Origin of the sequence: Ligilactobacillus animalis, from assembly GCF_009933595.1 — a bacterium.
In the GTDB taxonomy this organism is placed as follows: Bacteria; Bacillota; Bacilli; order Lactobacillales; family Lactobacillaceae; genus Ligilactobacillus; species Ligilactobacillus animalis.
In genome coordinates, this window is record NZ_CP047141.1 from 1,625,639 (window position 1) to 1,640,917 (window position 15,279).

A 15,279-nucleotide genomic window follows, 5' to 3' on the forward strand; every position below is an offset into this window, starting at 1 on the left:
CGCTTTACTTAGACTTTGGTTACTTTGACTTGATTTTGCAGGAGATACGCTTCTTTAGTTGCACTGATATTCTTATCCGTAATAACACCACTGATCTGGTCAGGGGTAAATTGACCAACTGTTCCACGTTGCAAGAACTTCGATGAATCGGTCAAGATCACGACTTCATCGGCAACTTCAGCTATCGCATGAACGACTTCGGTGCGCATCAAATCCTTACCGGTAAAGCCGACCGCTTCAGCAAAGCCATCGGTACCGATAAATGCAAGTTGCACGTGAAACAATCTGATCATCTCTTTGACTAGTGGGCCCACCGTCACCTGTGAGTTCTTTTGATATTCGCCCCCGAGTAAAACGATCTTACACGAGTCATAGCACTTAACATAGTCGGCGATAAAATAAGAGTTGGTCAAGATCGTCACGCCCCGCTTAGTCCGACAGATCTCCTCTGCCAATAACGCACACGTCGACCCCGACTCGATGATGATCGTTTCATTATCGTTGACTAATTCAGCCGCTTTTTGTGCGATCTTTTTTTTGACATCGTAGTGAAATGACAATCTAACATTGATGTCATCGCCACTATTTAAGACCGCATAGCCATGCTCTCGATGCAATAATCCCTTTGCTTCAAGTTTATCTAGATCTTTTCTGATCGTGACCTTCGAAACCCCTAATGTCTCGGACAGCGTATTAACATCGACTTTTCGCTCTTTTGAAACTAATTTTATGATCTTATCTAAACGTTCCATTAACTTCACCCCAAATTCTATTTTAATCGATTCTGCTAAAAAGTAAAACTCTATTTTCTTTCGTTCGTAATTGAAATATCTTCGTTTTATTGCTATGATAAAGAAAAAAGCAAGTGAGGTGTTAATAATGGTTGTTACTGACCGTGGTATCATTTTTAATATTCAACATTTTTCGCTCCATGATGGCCCGGGGATCCGCACGACAGTCTTTTTAAAGGGTTGTCCTTTGCGTTGCCCTTGGTGTGCCAATCCTGAATCACAACGTCGGCGCCCCGAACCGATCCTCGATGCACAAACTAAAAAACAAACGACGATCGGCGAAGAAAGGACTGTAGACGAGATCATCGCCGAAGTCCTAAAAGATATCGATTTCTATGAAGAATCTGGCGGTGGCCTTACCCTTTCAGGTGGCGAGATCTTTGCACAATTCCACTTTGCCAAAAGCATCTTGCAACAAGCGAAAGCAAAAGGGCTCCACACTGCGATCGAAACGACCGCCTATGTGGAGCCCCAGAAATTTGCGGAACTCATCGAATACGTTGACTTCATCTACACCGATCTTAAGCACTACAATACGCTCAAACATCGCCAAGTAACGGGTGTCCAAAATAACTTGATCATTCAAAATATCCAGTATGCTTTTGCCCATCACAAGCAGATCGTTTTACGCATTCCGGTGATTCCTGGCTTCAACGACTCATTGACTGACGCCAAACATTTCGCACAATTATTCAATGAGCATCAGATCACTGATGTTCAACTGCTCCCATTCCATCAATTCGGTGAAAATAAATATCAACTTCTAGGACGCAAGTATGAATTTGAAGATGTCAAAGCCTTACATCCCGAAGAGCTCCAAGAGTATCGCCAAGTCTTTTGTGACCACGGCATCAATTGTTATTTTTAGCTATCATCGTTAGCGTTTACATGATATGATCAACTTAGAAAGGAGCATAAGGCAATGGCTGCGAATTTTAAAAATTATATCATCCGTGGAACAGAAATGTTTATCTATCTTTTTATCATAGATTTTATCATCGAAATGTTCTTGATCAAGGGAAATGCCAAGCTCACGACTGTATTAGGTTTACATGTTGAAAGTTTTATCACACCTGATGAACAAGAAGTAAAGCTCTATCTCTCCCAGTATTCACTTATCCCCTATCTACTTTTCTTATTTTTCTGGACAAAATTTTTCAAATGGAAACAACAACGAGCTATTCCTCCTTTGCATAACTAATTATCGAAACTAAGCATTGGATACCTTGTGGACAATATTTTATAATGTTAGCGATAAGATGAAAGGGGTAGATTTCATGAAAAGCGCAATTTTTGAAAAAGCAGGTCAAATGATCATCGAAGAGGTCGAAAAGCCAAGCCTCGAGCGGGATGATGATGTGATCATCAAAGTCGTACGGGCGTGTGTTTGTGGCTCAGATCTTTGGTCATATGCTCACGGCGACGATAAAGCAGCTCACTCAGAAAATAGTGGGCACGAAGCTTTAGGGATCGTTGAAGAGATCGGTTCGGCGATCACTACGGTCAAGCCTGGCGATTTCGTGATCGTTCCATTTACTCATGGCTGCGGTCACTGCGATGCTTGTCGCGCTGGCTTTGATGGTACTTGTGATAACCATCCCGGCTACAGCAATTGGTCAAGTGGTTTCCAAGCCGAATACGTTCGTTTCCACTACGGTAACTGGGCTTTGATCAAGATCCCTGGCAAGCCAGCTGATTATACTGAAGGTATGCTAAAATCATTGTTGACTTTGGCTGATGTCATGCCAACAGGTTACCATGCTGCGCGCGTGGCCGATGTCAAACCCGGCGATAAAGTAGTCGTGATCGGTGATGGCGCGGTCGGACAATGTGCTGTGATCGCAGCTAAAATGCGCGGGGCTTCACAGATCGTCCTAATGAGTCGCCACAAAGACCGCCAAGAAATGGCTCTAGCATCTGGTGCGACTGCAGTTGTTGCCGAACGTGGGCCAGAAGGGATCGCCAAAGTTCGCGAGATCTTAGGTGGCGGGGCAGATGCTGCCCTTGAATGTGTCGGGACTGAAGCTTCGATCGAACAAGCACTTGGAGTTTTACACAACGGTGGGCGCATCGGTTATGTCGGTGTACCCCACTATAACAACCGACCTTTAGGCTCAACGTTTGCCCAAAATATTACGATCGGTGGGGGTTCTGCTTCCGTGACGACATATGATAAGCAGATCTTATTAAAGGCTGTTCTCGATGGTGATATCGATCCAGGCCGGGTCTTTACCCAAACTTATAGCTTGGATGATATCGATCAAGCTTACAAAGATATGCAAAATCGCAAAACGATCAAATCAATGCTCGTTATTTCTGAATGATCGACCAAACGCCTTTCAGCTCATTGAAAGGCGTTTTTTACTACGAATATTCTTGCTTGCTGTATAATGAAATTAAGAATAAATTTAGAAAAGAAGTGGCTTTTTTTGCTCAGTAAAACACGGACTTATCTCTTGATCTTCAATCTTTTTTGGCTAGTATTACTGCTATTTGAACAACTACTCAAAAATTCGTCCAACAGTAATATATTATTTTTATTGCTTTCTGTTTTAGCATTAGTCGGCTTGGTCTTCCAAGCTCTTTCTTGGTGCAGTTTAAATCAAGAAAGAATGCGCCTCGACTATGCTTTATACGGTACCGCTTGGGTGCTGTGCTTTTTATTTGTACTGTTATTGTAATTTTGATCGTAATCTATTTGGATCACGATCTTTTATTTTAGATATTTTCTCGGTTATAATTAAAGTAGAGAGAAAGTCTAGGGGGAATACACATGCGTTCGCGCTTCTTACTGGTCTTCCAGTTGCTATTGTTGTTCATCTTTTTAGCCACACATCTTTTACTACACAAATATGATTTCTTCCCAGAATTTTTAGTACTGCTCACAATACTAACTAACTACTTTGAAAGAGATAATAGACATCCCCTCAGTATGGTCGGATTATTGCTAATGATCTTAGCTACGGTGATCTATTTCTTTAGTGGTGTGATATAAAAAAGCGTGGTCTCACCCGGAGATCACGCTTTTTTATAGGCTATTTACTCGCTACATAAGTAACATCTAGAACTTTACCAAGCAATTTTCTAAGAATAGCTAATTTGCTTCAGTATTTCTACCACTTCTCGCAACTATTGCCAAATGTTAAAACACATGTTATTATTTGCTTACAAAAAATAAGTTTATATATAAACTAAAGAAAGAAGGAAGGATATTTCTTATGCAAATTGAATTAGGTATCTCTACTTTTGGTGAAACGACTCCACTTGAAAAAACTGGGCAAGCCATCAGCCATGATGAGCGGATCCGGGACTTGTTAGAAGAAGTTGAACTGGCAGATAAACTTGGGATCGATGCTTTTGCAGTTGGTGAACACCACCGCAAGGACTTCGCCGTTTCAGCTCCAGAGATCATTTTAGCAATGGCTGCAGCGCGGACAAAACAGATCCATCTTTCCAGTGCCACTACTAACTTACCGACGATCGATCCGATCAGAGTTTACGAACAATATGCCTCGATCGATGCGGTTGCCCCTGGCCGGATCGAGATCATGGCTGGACGTGGTTCTTTTACCGAAGCCTTTGAGCTTTTTGGCTATGATCTGGCAGATTATGATGATCTTTTTAAAGAAAAACTAGATATGTTACTAAAGATCAACGAAAATGAGATCTTAGACTGGCCTAAAGGAAAATTTACACCTAAGATCGATCATAAAGGTATCTATCCTCGCTCAAAAAGACCATTACCGATTGCTTTAGCTACTGGTGGTAGTATCGATTCTACGATCCGGGCAGCTGAAATGGGCCTTCCGATCGTCTACGCAACTATCGGGGGCAAGTTTAAAGATTTCCAACCATTGACAAAACTCTACTGTGCTGTCGCTGAAAAAACTGGCAAAGATCTCACTAAGATGTCGATAGCTGCGCATTCTTGGGGCTGGTTAGCTCATGACCGCGAAAAAGCGATCAAGGATTACTTCTACCCGACTAAATTTTTGATCGACACGATCAGTCAAGAACGGCCTCATTGGGCCGGCCTATCATACGAAAAATATCTTGAAAGTATCAACTATGAAGGGGCTATTTTCGTCGGTGATGCTAATATGGTAGCTAATAAGATCATCAAGATGATCTAGACTTTAGGTCTAACTCGCTTCTATCTCCATTTACCTGTCGCTTCCATGCCTCACGAAGATGTCATGCAAGCGATCGAGATCTACGGCAAAGAAGTCGTCCCTAAAGTAAAACAGTATTTTGCTGATAAATAAGCTAACAAAACATACTAATCTAGTGTTGGATGATTACTCGACGGAGTAGTCGTTCAACACTTTTTCTTTTACTATGTAAAGTGGAGATGAAGCCAATGCCGTGACTGCTTTGGACACATGATGTCGTAAACAAAACTGGCAGCTTCACCATTCAATTGTGAATCTCGTCTAAGTATGTTGGCTGTTAAAGTCCTGTTGAGAAAATTAGATCTGATTGGATTAGATGGAGGCAGCTCATCTCCAAGTAAAGCGGAGGTTTATTCTTATGGATTTATTGAAAACTGTTTTTGGTATTGATGTTAGCAGCCGGAAGTCTAACGTATGCATTATGGTCAATGGCCAAAAAGTTGATGACTATGCCATCTCCAACGATATGGTAGGCTTCAATCAGTTGCTAGATGACCTTAAGCAGGTTACTAAACCGCAGATTATCTTTGAAGCAACTGGTGTCTATTCCAGAAGACTCCAGGCGTTTTTGGACATGCACGAATTGCGCTATGTCATGATGAACCCGCTGGAAGCCAAAAGAAAGACAAAGGATGACCTGCACCAGAACAAGACCGATAAGCTTGATGCCTTGTACCTTGCCAAGCTGCAGTCTGAGCACCCGCAACGGCTGGCCTACGTTCAAAGCAAAGAATATCAAGAATTGATGGCCAATAACCGCATCTATGAGCAGGCTTCGCACGATCTGATAACCAACAGGAATAGACTGCACAAAGCCATTCAGCTCACTTTCCCAGAGATTGAGCACTTAATGGTTAACCCGAGAGGGAAAAACTACTGGAGTATTGTTCTCAGATTCCCACACCCTGATATCGTATTAGAAACAAAAGAAGCCGATATCATCGACTTCTTAAAAGGCTTATCTGGTATTGGTAAAAAGCGCGCTAACGACATAATGCAAAGTCTTATTCGTTTGGCTAAAGTCGCATGCCCAGCTGTCAAAAAGGACAGTGCACATATTCGTGGCCTCGAAATGGCCATTAACAATATTCTGAGCGCTGAAGAGGCGTGCCAGACAGCTTTAAAGGAGATGACCAAGCTCGCTCCCAAGCGGGATCTGGAGATCCTCACAAGCATTCCAGGCATCGGCGAAAATACCGCTCTAAGAATCATTAGTGAGCTTGGGGATATCAGACGTTTTAACAACCCTAGCCAATTAAATGCCTTCGTTGGCGTTGACCCTCAAGTTTATGAATCTGGCAACCTCACGGCCCACCTGTCAATTTCAAAGCGTGGGACAGCTATCGGCAGAAAGGTGCTGTACTTGGCAATCAACCAAATTCAGTCGGCTAAGAAAGCGGGAAACCCTTCTCATATTGCGGATTATTACGAGAAACGAAAACGGTCTTCTGAGACTGCAAGTCACAAGAAGGCCGCTATCGCATCGATCCATAAATTATTACGGACGATCTTCGCTTTAATTAAGAATGATCAATTATATAGCTATGACGTAGCCAAACATAACCAAAGACTTTTGTCATAAAAATTGATCCAATAGATATTATAACAGCCTCTTTTTTGAAATTACAGAAGGTGGCTGTATTTATCATGCCCTAAATCAGATATTTAACTCGATTCTCCGGGAGCCATTTCCCGATTAGGCCTGTATTTCAAAATAAAATTGCTTAAAATCGTTGATAACACTTGACTTAGAGTAGAAAAAAGCGTGGTCTCGCTCGGAGATCACGCTTCTTTTTACCGAAAGGCTTTATCTTAAAGCTTTTCTTTGGAGACAATGTTCAAGTTGTCATCCAATTCATAAACAACTGGTTGACCTGTTGCCATTTCAACGTCCATGATGTCTTCATCAGAGATGTTTTCAATGTATTTTGTCAAGGCACGTAATGAGTTACCGTGTGCAGCAACGATAACGTTCTTGCCATCCAACAAGTCTGGAGCGATGTTGTCTTCCCAGAATGGCCTCCAGGGACATGCTGTAAATCCTATTATATCAATGAAAACTCAACTTTTTGATTATTTTTCATTTCGTCATCTATTCGACATGTGCACGTTACGAAATGTTACGATATGTAAAAATAGCCTTAGAAAATACCACCAAAATTGATAAAAAAAATAAAGCCTTAACAGCTTTATTTTCTTATGCTAAAGCTAATAGTTTCACCACCTTTTTATCTTCATTCATGACTTGATCTGGGAGTAAGTCAATATAGTACTTCTGCGTTATCGAAATATTCGAATGACCCAAAAATCGAGAAATATAGACCAGTGATATCTCCCCCGAATTTAACATCATACTAGCTATCGTATGTCGCATAGTGTGAGTTGAAAATATACCTGACAATCCTAGTCTTTTTTGTAGCCTCTTATAGGTCAAATTTATACTTGAAGCTGGTGGTATCTTACCTTTGTAATTCAAAAAGATAAGTCGATCAGGATTATGCAAACCACGCTTGAACATTTCTCTTCGTTGATATCTGACCCATGTAGTTATTTTATTCATTACATCACGTGACACAGGGACTTTACGAACACCATTCTTAGTCTTAGGTTGTTTAAGGAATTTGTGATAGCTATCCCATGATTCATCAATACGAAGTGTACAATTTATTTCGTCGATATCATCTTCTTTTAGTGCTAAACATTCACCTACACGCATAGCTGTTTGAGATATGACAAACAAAACAAAGCAATTTACATCTAACAAATTGTAGTCCCTATCTAAGAGATATTTTTGAAGTTTCCTAAAATCCTTAACCGCCATAAACTTACGCTCATTTCCCTTGGTCAAGCTAGGGTCGGCAATAATGTTTATACTCCCAGCACTTGGATTACGTGGGATTATACCATCATTGAATGCATCTCTTAGGCAAGATCTTATCCTAGTTAAGTCTTTACGGGCTGTTTCATGACTGCGATTTAGCTGATTAAAGTAAGTCTGAATATCATCACGAGTAAGGTTCCTAAGCTTTATCTGACCTAAATCTTTTCTTTTTATCCTATTATAAGATGATTGATAATTATCGACCGTATTAGCTGAAACAACTGGTGCCTTATACATTGTTATCCAATGCTTATAGTAATCAGCAAATGTCATATCTGTCTTAGGTGATACACTACCTTGAAGATAGTTATGCTCCATTTCGACCAACCAATCTTGAGCATCACTTTTCTTCTGGAATGTCTTTTGTTTACGATAGCGCTTCTTACCAGCTCCTTTGGTAAACTCTGCAAAATAGCCGTTGGTTCGTTTAACTATCCTACTCATCAGCTTCAACAACCTTCTTCTTGCGTCTTGATTTTGGTGGATTCTCCCAATCAAAAGTCCACGGTACCAATGTCCAATGATCACCTTGTAAGGCTAACGGATGTTTAGGTTTATGTTGTCCATCTGCTAATTCTACAATCTTATCCAATTGACCTTCATCACTACACATCCGACCATACATTGCCAATCGGTCACTAGCAATTTGATATCTATTCGTGAGTGAGCCAACAGAAACAATGACTTTTTCAACTTCCTTAGTCACTTTAAGTAATTCTGTCATTGAATCGATCTCATAAGCATCCGCTAAAGTCCGTTCATTAGCTGTGTTACGTGAAATAGGCTTTGTGAACAAATTGCCAATAATAACAGCCCCATAATCATCCATACGATACACTTCATTTTTAATGAGCATTGTTGTTAGATCTTCTTCAACAATCCCAAGTTTGCTAGGATAATTAGCTAATACTAAAACTGCTGGCTTATTTTTATCCCAAGTATATTTAGTCCAGTATGTGCTGTCATCCTTAACTCTCTTTTCAATCAAAATCTCTGTTGTAACAGTTGTTGTCTTTACTTTCTTTTCTGCCATATTAGGCACCTCCATATTTTAATTATCAAAAGAACCTTAGAAGCCGTAACTCCTAAGGTTCCTTCATTATTAAAATATATACTTGCAGTTTGTTTAGATACGGCGAACAATAAGTTGAAATATCCCCCCTAAGTCCCCTAATCACCCAAAATACTTCACAGAAGTTCCAGTACTTTTCGTCTTTCAGCTACCTTATCTTCAGAGACCAAGCCCAAATAGTAACTTTCTGTGATTCGAACGCTAGAGTGCCCTAATAATCGAGAAACTGTGACGATATTTACACCTTTGTTCAACAAATGTGATGCAATCGTATGTCGTAAATTATGCAGTGAATACTGTGGTGAAAATCCTAATTTCTTTTGCAACTTTTTAAAAGCAGATGTCAATGAGACTACACTTCCTACCGAGCCATCTTTCCTTGTCATCACTTGCATGTTTGAATCTAGCGACAGGTTGTTCAAGTCGGCCCAGTATTTTATTTTATCAACTAGCCAGTCAGGGATAGGAACTACCCTGTGACTTGCTTTAGTCTTAGGTGCTACTAGCTCACCATCCCATGAATGATTTACTGTCAGAATACACTCAGAAAAATCAATATCCTTATAGCGCAAAGCCAGTATTTCGCCACCACGTAGACCAGTACTGATCGCTATACTTAAGCCTAGCATATTGCGAGTATGCCAATCATTCTTCTTAATAGCAAATCTTATTAAATATTCTTTGATAACGTTAAACTCAGACAACGGTAATACCTTATCATCAACATTCTTGTAATAACTGTCATCGTTCCCTGTAATCACCACATCATCTGCAGGATTTACTTTTGCGGTCACAACTGAGATACGCATAGCATAGCGCAACATTGAGCGAATATGACTCAAGTCTTTACGCAAAGTTTCATGACTGTATCTTTTTGATAACATATTGAATACACCTTGCAACTGTTGGTGTGTTAGAGTGCTGACTTTAATTCGGGAAAGATATGGACTTAAACGATTTTTAGTAGCTGAATATGATTTTAAAGTGTTTTTGGCTAACCCTTTCTTTTTATTAGCGACCCATAAATCATAAAAGCTCATAACTGTCATTTTTCTTTGGTAAAGCAAGGCTTTTGAACCTCCTAAAATGGCTGACTGTTGTGTTAACCATTCATTTGCTTCACGTCTAGTCACGAAAGTTTTATTTTGTCGTATCCGATTTTTACCACTACCAATGGATAGTTGTACGGTATAACCAGCGCTTGTTTTCTTAACTACTGACATAATGAAACCTCCCATTTTATATGGAAAAGAGCCCCGCAAGGCTCTTTTCCGTCATATTCTCAAACTACGTATTCAAACCAGTTTTCAGCACGTTTTTTGACATACTCAAGTAACTGACTTTGAAGTAATCTGACCTGTTGTGATTCACCCACGAACAACCTAGGTAGCTGTGGATCATTCAACAGTTCTTCCACTATCGAACGTCTAACACCTAATAATTTAGATGCTTCATTGATAGTTAAGATCTTGTCATTTATCAAATTTTCTTCACTCCCTTACTCAAAATTAAATCATTGACATACTCAATGCTTGATTTTGAAAATGAGCAATCCCGACCATAAAGATTTCTGAATTGTTTCTTGAATTCTGGCCAAAAGCTTTTAGGCTTATTGAATCCCTTGGAATCTTCATCAGTTTCATCCAAAAAATCGAGAAACGCATTTAAAATTTCTGTCTTAGGCGTCCTAGAGCCATTCTTACGTTGACATTTTTGTCGTAGAAACATGTAAACGGGGCCCCTAGCTTTATCAAAGTACTCATCAGTCTCCCTTTGAAGTGAGCCAGTTATAACTTGTGAAAGATCATAGTTATATTTAGATTTAAGCTCTCTCAAATACTCAATAGCTCTAAAGGCGATCTGATCCTTTTCAGATTCCAACTTCCCATTCAAATCTTTATCGGCACCCTTACCGACAAATGTATTTGGAAAGTTAAGTAGGACCACCCGTCGACTAAAGCCGATCGTATTTTCTGGTATCGGTAATTTGTTAAAGGATAGGGTCACTTTTAAAGTAAATATCGTTTGAACCATTATCTTGTTCTTACGATTTACGGACATCTCATTACCCTCAACAATATTTTTGATACCTGCAAAATCACTGATGTTATCCCCGCTTTCTTCTAAAATCCAAGCAAAACGTCCTATCATATTCTCTTTGCCAAATTCACCATTGAAATGGTTTAATGAATTATGAGATACATTGCTCGAACCTAGAAGTCTCGTGATGACATGGATCAATGTAGACTTACCACTTGCTCCAGAGCTGTACATAAAAACAAGCTTATTGACTGCTCTATCTACCTGAAGCTGTACCGCCAACCAATACCAAACAAATTTGATTTTATCTTGATCGTCATTAAAGGTCGTCTTTAAAAATCTATCAAAGTTAGGTGTGCTACCTTGTTTAGGTGAAACATCTGACTTTCTAGTTGATAGGTACTTAGGATCAAATGGTACCAGCTTCAAACTTTTTAAGTCTAAGGCTTGATCCCTAAAAACAACAACTTGCTTATTTACATCAGTATCTTTGTACTGTGCAACTTTTCTTTTCAATAAGCGCACTGTTTCTTGTTCGAAGTTATGAGACCATGGAGTGTCAAACACCCCTAACACCCGAACAATGATTTTACGTAACCTATAGCCAACCTCAGCATCAACGAAAACACCTTCAGACCACTCATAAATATGCAGATTATCATTGATGTTACATAACGTTAATGCTGTCACCAAAAAATCCACCATTGTTTCGTGAGTCGGTTTCTTCCCAACGACTTTTTGAATGTAGTTCACAACGTGTCCTTCATCAGGCAACTGTGCAGAATCTATCGATTCCCCAAGATGTTGTTGAATATGAGCAATAATGCAAGCATTAAACCCATCCACTCCGCTGTCTACATAAGGAGACATAACCTTTTTTAATTCATCAAATTCAGTCATTGGTTCCACCCACCTCATCTGCTTTACTGCCTTGCGTGCGCATCTCTTCAAACAAATTGCTTTGAATTTTTGATGCATTAGCAAATGGATTATTGGAAGTATCGGGCGTCTCACTTACGTTCTTCTTTGGAACGGGTGTGCTAGCCAAAGCTTCCAACTCCTTTTCTATGTCATCTTCAAGTAATTCATCAGTAGGATCTTGCTGAAGTGAACTGGAAGCACTGTCTCCGACTTGCGCTTCTCCATTATCTGTACTAGCACTAGTCGTTTGTTTTTGGATTGAATTCCCAGCATTTACCAAGGATGGTCCTGTTGATTGGCCAGTGTTTACACCAACTTGTTGAGTAAATTGATTCATTGCATTAGTGATGATATTCGTCGTTTTTGCCGAAATCACACTCGGATCATCAAGAACAATATCTTTTAACGAAGCAAATCCAGATTCATTCACCGAGACTCTTGCCCAAAATACCAGACCAATTATATCGGACCCATCGATATTTGGATCAGCTTGCCCAGCATACTTTTCAGCACTGATCTTGACAACAATATTCTCCAAGTCTTTTTGCGAGAATATGCACACTGGCTTGTCAAAAGTCTTTCCACTTGAGCATAATTCCAGTTCTACTGATAAGAAGACATTGCCATTCTTAGATTCCTTCCAAGAAGCACTCTTAACTTTAACGTCAATATACTTGCCGTTATAATCTTCAAACGATACTTTGTTGCCGGTTAACTGACTTAATTTCATGATTCTTCACCGCTCCTTTTAATTTTTAAAAAATTTTTGGTCACATAGGTAGGTAGTTCTTGCTCAACCACTTGTGAAGCAGTCTCTGTTAGTACCCTATTGACACTTTCATCATCCAAAGTTCGTGGTAGCTCTAAGATCACTTCATCATGTCTTGGTATCAACACCCTAACACCTGAGGAACACAACTTGATCAACAATCTTTTCAAAATAACAGCACCTAATCCTTGAATTGGAAGATTACGCAACTGTGCCGTTGAAAATTCACGAAACACAGGTGCATTACCGTAAGGTGTTACACGAATGAATGGATTACTTGCATATGAATCTAAGCCCTCACTAAGCTCTGGATAAGCAGTACGTATCTTCTGTTGGATATTGACATCGGCAAATTCATCAGTAAATTTACGCAAATTTTCTTTAAGGGTAAACTCACTAGCTCCATACAGATACGGTGTCAGTAAGGATTTCCCCAGCTTATGGCATTTGTCTATGGATTCACTGCTTAAAAACTGTTGTCCTAAGACTGCATAAACATCTTTTCCAGCAGTCAATTCTTGTTGCATCACCCTACACCCTGTAAGTGCACTAGTAATTCGCATCTCTTGTTGACAAAAGTCCAAACGCCAAATGTTATACCCCTCACTAGGTTGTAAGAAGTCATACATCACCTTTGGCAATGACATAAGCGGAAGATCACGACAGCTCATTCGGCCCGAAACAGCAGAAAAACTCCGGTATTTTCCTGTAATTGGAGCAACAGAATCCAACACATTGCGCCCAAGTACCGCTTTTCCAAGTATCTTACATTGCATTCCCCAAAAATTCTGCTTATTGAACAGTTCACGTGCTAAAAGTTGATTCTCACTGATCAACGCCCCCTTACCAGATAATTCCTTGTGAGAAATTCCCGTTTTGATGCACAATTGTTCTACAAGCGAAGGCGTTTCATTGTCAAGAGCTGTATCAATGTTAAAATACAGCTCTAGATCTTTGATACGCTCCCGAAGCTCTTGTTGTGATTCGTACCATCCCTTGATATCAAACAAAATTTCGACATCATTTAATTGGTCGATCACTGGAAGCATTTCTAACTCAAGTTCAGCTAACTGCTGAAGCGCTGACACCTGACTAATGACTCGCTGAGTTTGACTATAGACATCAGCTTCCCTCAAATTTTTCTGGGGAAAAGCGCATAGGTTGCACAAATCCACATCTGGAATTCTTTTTAAAGCATTCAACATTTTTACCCCCATCCTGTAATACGAGCACTTTACTTAGTATCCTTGTTCTTATCAGAATTCAATGTAACTCTATCTGACACCTAAAGCATAACCCAATAACCAAATTCAGAAAATGGAATTAATTAAAGCCTAAAAATAAAGCTTTCTTTATTTTTTTCATCATATATGATATAAATACACTGATGAAAATTGTTTTCAAGAATTTATAGCTAAAATAGGAGTAAAAAAAATGCAGAAAAAATCGACTACTTTTTCTAAATCCGACATCCTGCTTAATGCAAAGAAGATCTTTTTAACCAATTATCGTAACCATTTTCCAAAATCTCGCTTTAAAAATTGGACTCTGGACTTTGATGGCTTTCTTTCCGATGATCCAGCCTATAAGACTTTGAACAACACCTACAATCTTGTATCAAAAAACCATCATTCCTTAAAATTCAATGCTCTTGAATTTTCTCTATCTTCTGAAAAATACCGTATAACTGGAGAAACATCCACTCTCAATCAATACCAGTTCGCACTGTTTGAATACGTTGTTATTCCTGAAATAATCGTCTTCCATCTACTTAAGCCAAAATACAATTCGCAAAAACAAACTTTTACTGTCATTAACAAAGATATAATCGACTACTTCAAGGATGATGTAATGCCACGTGTAAAAGATACTTTTTACGCTTCTGATTTGATGACTTATATACTATTACGTGAAACAGCAAAAAAGCTTTCGATAGATCAAATCAACCAAATAAATGAAGATATAGTGGAATATTTTGAATTAAAACACACCAAAAAATATAATCGCCTCATGAAGAATTTAATTAATAATTCCTACCAATACTTCATTATTACTGCTACTTCTGAGTCCCATCTAAAATTAAGATTTCCTTTTAGGGAAATCGCAGAGCGCACAAGTGGTTTTTCGCAATTTTCCAAATTAATCGACGTTCATAGCTCATATTATGATCCTATATGGTCTTTTTTTCTCTACAAATCTATTTCTAACACTAACTGGTCACTCACCGAGTTATTTGAAAAATTTTCAACTTTGTATGTTAAGACTGCTCAATTTCTCAAAGAAACAAAGTATATGACTTCTACAATAGATAGCTTTACCTACTATAAAAATAACAAGAGACTATCTTATGACGCTCTAAAATATGTGGATGAAAGATTTAGGGAATCACCAATAATAGTACCACCAACTTATAAAAATAAACTTGCGTCTCTTAATAGTACAGTAGATCATCTTGATTTTACTAACTTTTATATAAACCACAACACTACCAATAACACCTTTCCGCTGGAATGGTTTTTGGCATCAGAGACAGTTAGGCTGTACAACTCTATAACAATACTCTAAAAAAATGACCCATAACCATTGAAATAACCCTGAGTTAGCCTCACAGCCAACTCAGGGTTTTGTTTGGG

Annotated in this window: 15 protein-coding genes and 2 pseudogenes; 8 read left to right on the forward strand and 9 right to left on the reverse strand. The window is 39.1% G+C overall.

Features of this window, described 5'->3' with window-relative positions; genetic code table 11:
- Positions 1–8: 8 nt before the first annotated feature.
- Positions 9–752, reverse strand: a complete 744-nt coding sequence (locus GSR62_RS08010; protein ID WP_066023558.1) for a DeoR/GlpR family DNA-binding transcription regulator — start codon at positions 750–752, stop codon at positions 9–11.
- 127 nt (positions 753–879) lie between these two features.
- Between GSR62_RS08010 and GSR62_RS08015 the strand changes: the two genes are divergently transcribed.
- The 7 genes and pseudogenes from GSR62_RS08015 to GSR62_RS08045 all read left to right on the forward strand — a co-directional run bounded on the left by GSR62_RS08015 (position 880) and on the right by GSR62_RS08045 (position 6,545).
- Positions 880–1,659 (forward strand): glycyl-radical enzyme activating protein, encoded by a 780-nt coding sequence (locus GSR62_RS08015; RefSeq protein WP_010688235.1) that lies wholly within the window; start codon positions 880–882, stop codon positions 1,657–1,659.
- 54 nt (positions 1,660–1,713) lie between these two features.
- A complete protein-coding gene (locus tag GSR62_RS08020; protein ID WP_010688236.1) occupies positions 1,714–1,992 on the forward strand; it encodes a hypothetical protein in 279 nt (92 codons plus the stop codon).
- Positions 1,993–2,068: 76 nt separating this feature from the next.
- On the forward strand, positions 2,069–3,115 hold the full coding sequence (locus GSR62_RS08025; RefSeq protein WP_035448550.1) for an alcohol dehydrogenase catalytic domain-containing protein: 1,047 nt from the start codon (positions 2,069–2,071) through the stop codon (positions 3,113–3,115).
- 105 nt (positions 3,116–3,220) lie between these two features.
- On the forward strand, positions 3,221–3,472 hold the full coding sequence (locus tag GSR62_RS08030) for a hypothetical protein (protein WP_010688238.1): 252 nt from the start codon (positions 3,221–3,223) through the stop codon (positions 3,470–3,472).
- A 92-nt stretch (positions 3,473–3,564) separates the two neighbouring features.
- Positions 3,565–3,786, forward strand: a complete 222-nt coding sequence (locus GSR62_RS08035) for a hypothetical protein (RefSeq protein ID WP_066023559.1) — start codon at positions 3,565–3,567, stop codon at positions 3,784–3,786.
- Positions 3,787–4,009: 223 nt separating this feature from the next.
- A pseudogene (locus GSR62_RS08040) lies at positions 4,010–5,056 on the forward strand (LLM class flavin-dependent oxidoreductase).
- Between the two features lie 265 nt (positions 5,057–5,321).
- Positions 5,322–6,545: an IS110 family RNA-guided transposase gene (locus GSR62_RS08045; RefSeq protein ID WP_004897277.1), complete on the forward strand. Its 1,224-nt coding sequence runs from the start codon at positions 5,322–5,324 to the stop codon at positions 6,543–6,545.
- 230 nt (positions 6,546–6,775) lie between these two features.
- On the opposite strand, the pseudogene GSR62_RS08050 reads toward GSR62_RS08045, so the two are convergent.
- The 8 genes and pseudogenes from GSR62_RS08050 to GSR62_RS08085 form a co-directional block, all read right to left on the reverse strand.
- Positions 6,776–6,982: pseudogene (locus GSR62_RS08050) on the reverse strand (2,3-bisphosphoglycerate-dependent phosphoglycerate mutase); the annotation flags it as partial.
- Between the two features lie 178 nt (positions 6,983–7,160).
- The gene (locus tag GSR62_RS08055) at positions 7,161–8,288 is read right to left on the reverse strand and encodes a tyrosine-type recombinase/integrase (protein ID WP_066023560.1); all 1,128 of its coding nucleotides are present in this window, start codon (positions 8,286–8,288) and stop codon (positions 7,161–7,163) included.
- A complete protein-coding gene (locus tag GSR62_RS08060; RefSeq protein WP_010688243.1) occupies positions 8,281–8,877 on the reverse strand; it encodes a DUF1643 domain-containing protein in 597 nt (198 codons plus the stop codon). The genes GSR62_RS08055 and GSR62_RS08060 overlap by 8 nt, the downstream gene beginning before the upstream one ends.
- Before the next feature lie 155 nt (positions 8,878–9,032).
- Positions 9,033–10,139 carry a tyrosine-type recombinase/integrase gene (locus tag GSR62_RS08065; protein ID WP_066023561.1) on the reverse strand — a complete coding sequence of 369 codons (1,107 nt, stop codon included), beginning with the start codon at positions 10,137–10,139 and terminating at the stop codon, positions 9,033–9,035.
- Between the two features lie 59 nt (positions 10,140–10,198).
- Positions 10,199–10,399 (reverse strand): excisionase family DNA-binding protein, encoded by a 201-nt coding sequence (locus GSR62_RS08070; RefSeq protein WP_010688245.1) that lies wholly within the window; start codon positions 10,397–10,399, stop codon positions 10,199–10,201.
- Entirely contained in the window at positions 10,396–11,856 is a 1,461-nt protein-coding gene (locus tag GSR62_RS08075) for a DNA primase family protein (RefSeq protein WP_010688246.1), read from the reverse strand. The genes GSR62_RS08070 and GSR62_RS08075 overlap by 4 nt, the downstream gene beginning before the upstream one ends.
- Entirely contained in the window at positions 11,849–12,607 is a 759-nt protein-coding gene (locus tag GSR62_RS08080) for a hypothetical protein (protein ID WP_010688247.1), read from the reverse strand. The genes GSR62_RS08075 and GSR62_RS08080 overlap by 8 nt, the downstream gene beginning before the upstream one ends.
- Positions 12,604–13,851, reverse strand: coding sequence for a DNA polymerase (locus GSR62_RS08085; RefSeq protein ID WP_066023562.1), 1,248 nt, complete (start codon positions 13,849–13,851; stop codon positions 12,604–12,606). The genes GSR62_RS08080 and GSR62_RS08085 overlap by 4 nt, the downstream gene beginning before the upstream one ends.
- A 229-nt stretch (positions 13,852–14,080) precedes the next feature.
- Between GSR62_RS08085 and GSR62_RS08090 the strand changes: the two genes are divergently transcribed.
- Complete coding sequence (locus GSR62_RS08090) at positions 14,081–15,211, forward strand: hypothetical protein (RefSeq protein ID WP_066023563.1); 1,131 nt, start codon at positions 14,081–14,083, stop codon at positions 15,209–15,211.
- Positions 15,212–15,279: the final 68 nt, after the last annotated feature.

Bases quoted from the DNA above. Each gene is read 5' to 3' on its own strand.
- GSR62_RS08010 (WP_066023558.1), bottom strand. From the start codon at position 752: ATGGAACGTTTAGATAAGATCATAAAATTAGTTTCAAAAGAGCGAAAA.
- GSR62_RS08015 (WP_010688235.1), top strand. From the start codon at position 880: ATGGTTGTTACTGACCGTGGTATCATTTTTAATATTCAACATTTTTCG.
- GSR62_RS08020 (WP_010688236.1), top strand. From the start codon at position 1,714: ATGGCTGCGAATTTTAAAAATTATATCATCCGTGGAACAGAAATGTTT.
- GSR62_RS08025 (WP_035448550.1), top strand. From the start codon at position 2,069: ATGAAAAGCGCAATTTTTGAAAAAGCAGGTCAAATGATCATCGAAGAG.
- GSR62_RS08035 (WP_066023559.1), top strand. From the start codon at position 3,565: ATGCGTTCGCGCTTCTTACTGGTCTTCCAGTTGCTATTGTTGTTCATC.
- GSR62_RS08045 (WP_004897277.1), top strand. From the start codon at position 5,322: ATGGATTTATTGAAAACTGTTTTTGGTATTGATGTTAGCAGCCGGAAG.
- GSR62_RS08055 (WP_066023560.1), bottom strand. From the start codon at position 8,288: ATGAGTAGGATAGTTAAACGAACCAACGGCTATTTTGCAGAGTTTACC.
- GSR62_RS08060 (WP_010688243.1), bottom strand. From the start codon at position 8,877: ATGGCAGAAAAGAAAGTAAAGACAACAACTGTTACAACAGAGATTTTG.
- GSR62_RS08065 (WP_066023561.1), bottom strand. From the start codon at position 10,139: ATGTCAGTAGTTAAGAAAACAAGCGCTGGTTATACCGTACAACTATCC.
- GSR62_RS08075 (WP_010688246.1), bottom strand. From the start codon at position 11,856: ATGACTGAATTTGATGAATTAAAAAAGGTTATGTCTCCTTATGTAGAC.
- GSR62_RS08080 (WP_010688247.1), bottom strand. From the start codon at position 12,607: ATGAAATTAAGTCAGTTAACCGGCAACAAAGTATCGTTTGAAGATTAT.
- GSR62_RS08085 (WP_066023562.1), bottom strand. From the start codon at position 13,851: ATGTTGAATGCTTTAAAAAGAATTCCAGATGTGGATTTGTGCAACCTA.
- GSR62_RS08090 (WP_066023563.1), top strand. From the start codon at position 14,081: ATGCAGAAAAAATCGACTACTTTTTCTAAATCCGACATCCTGCTTAAT.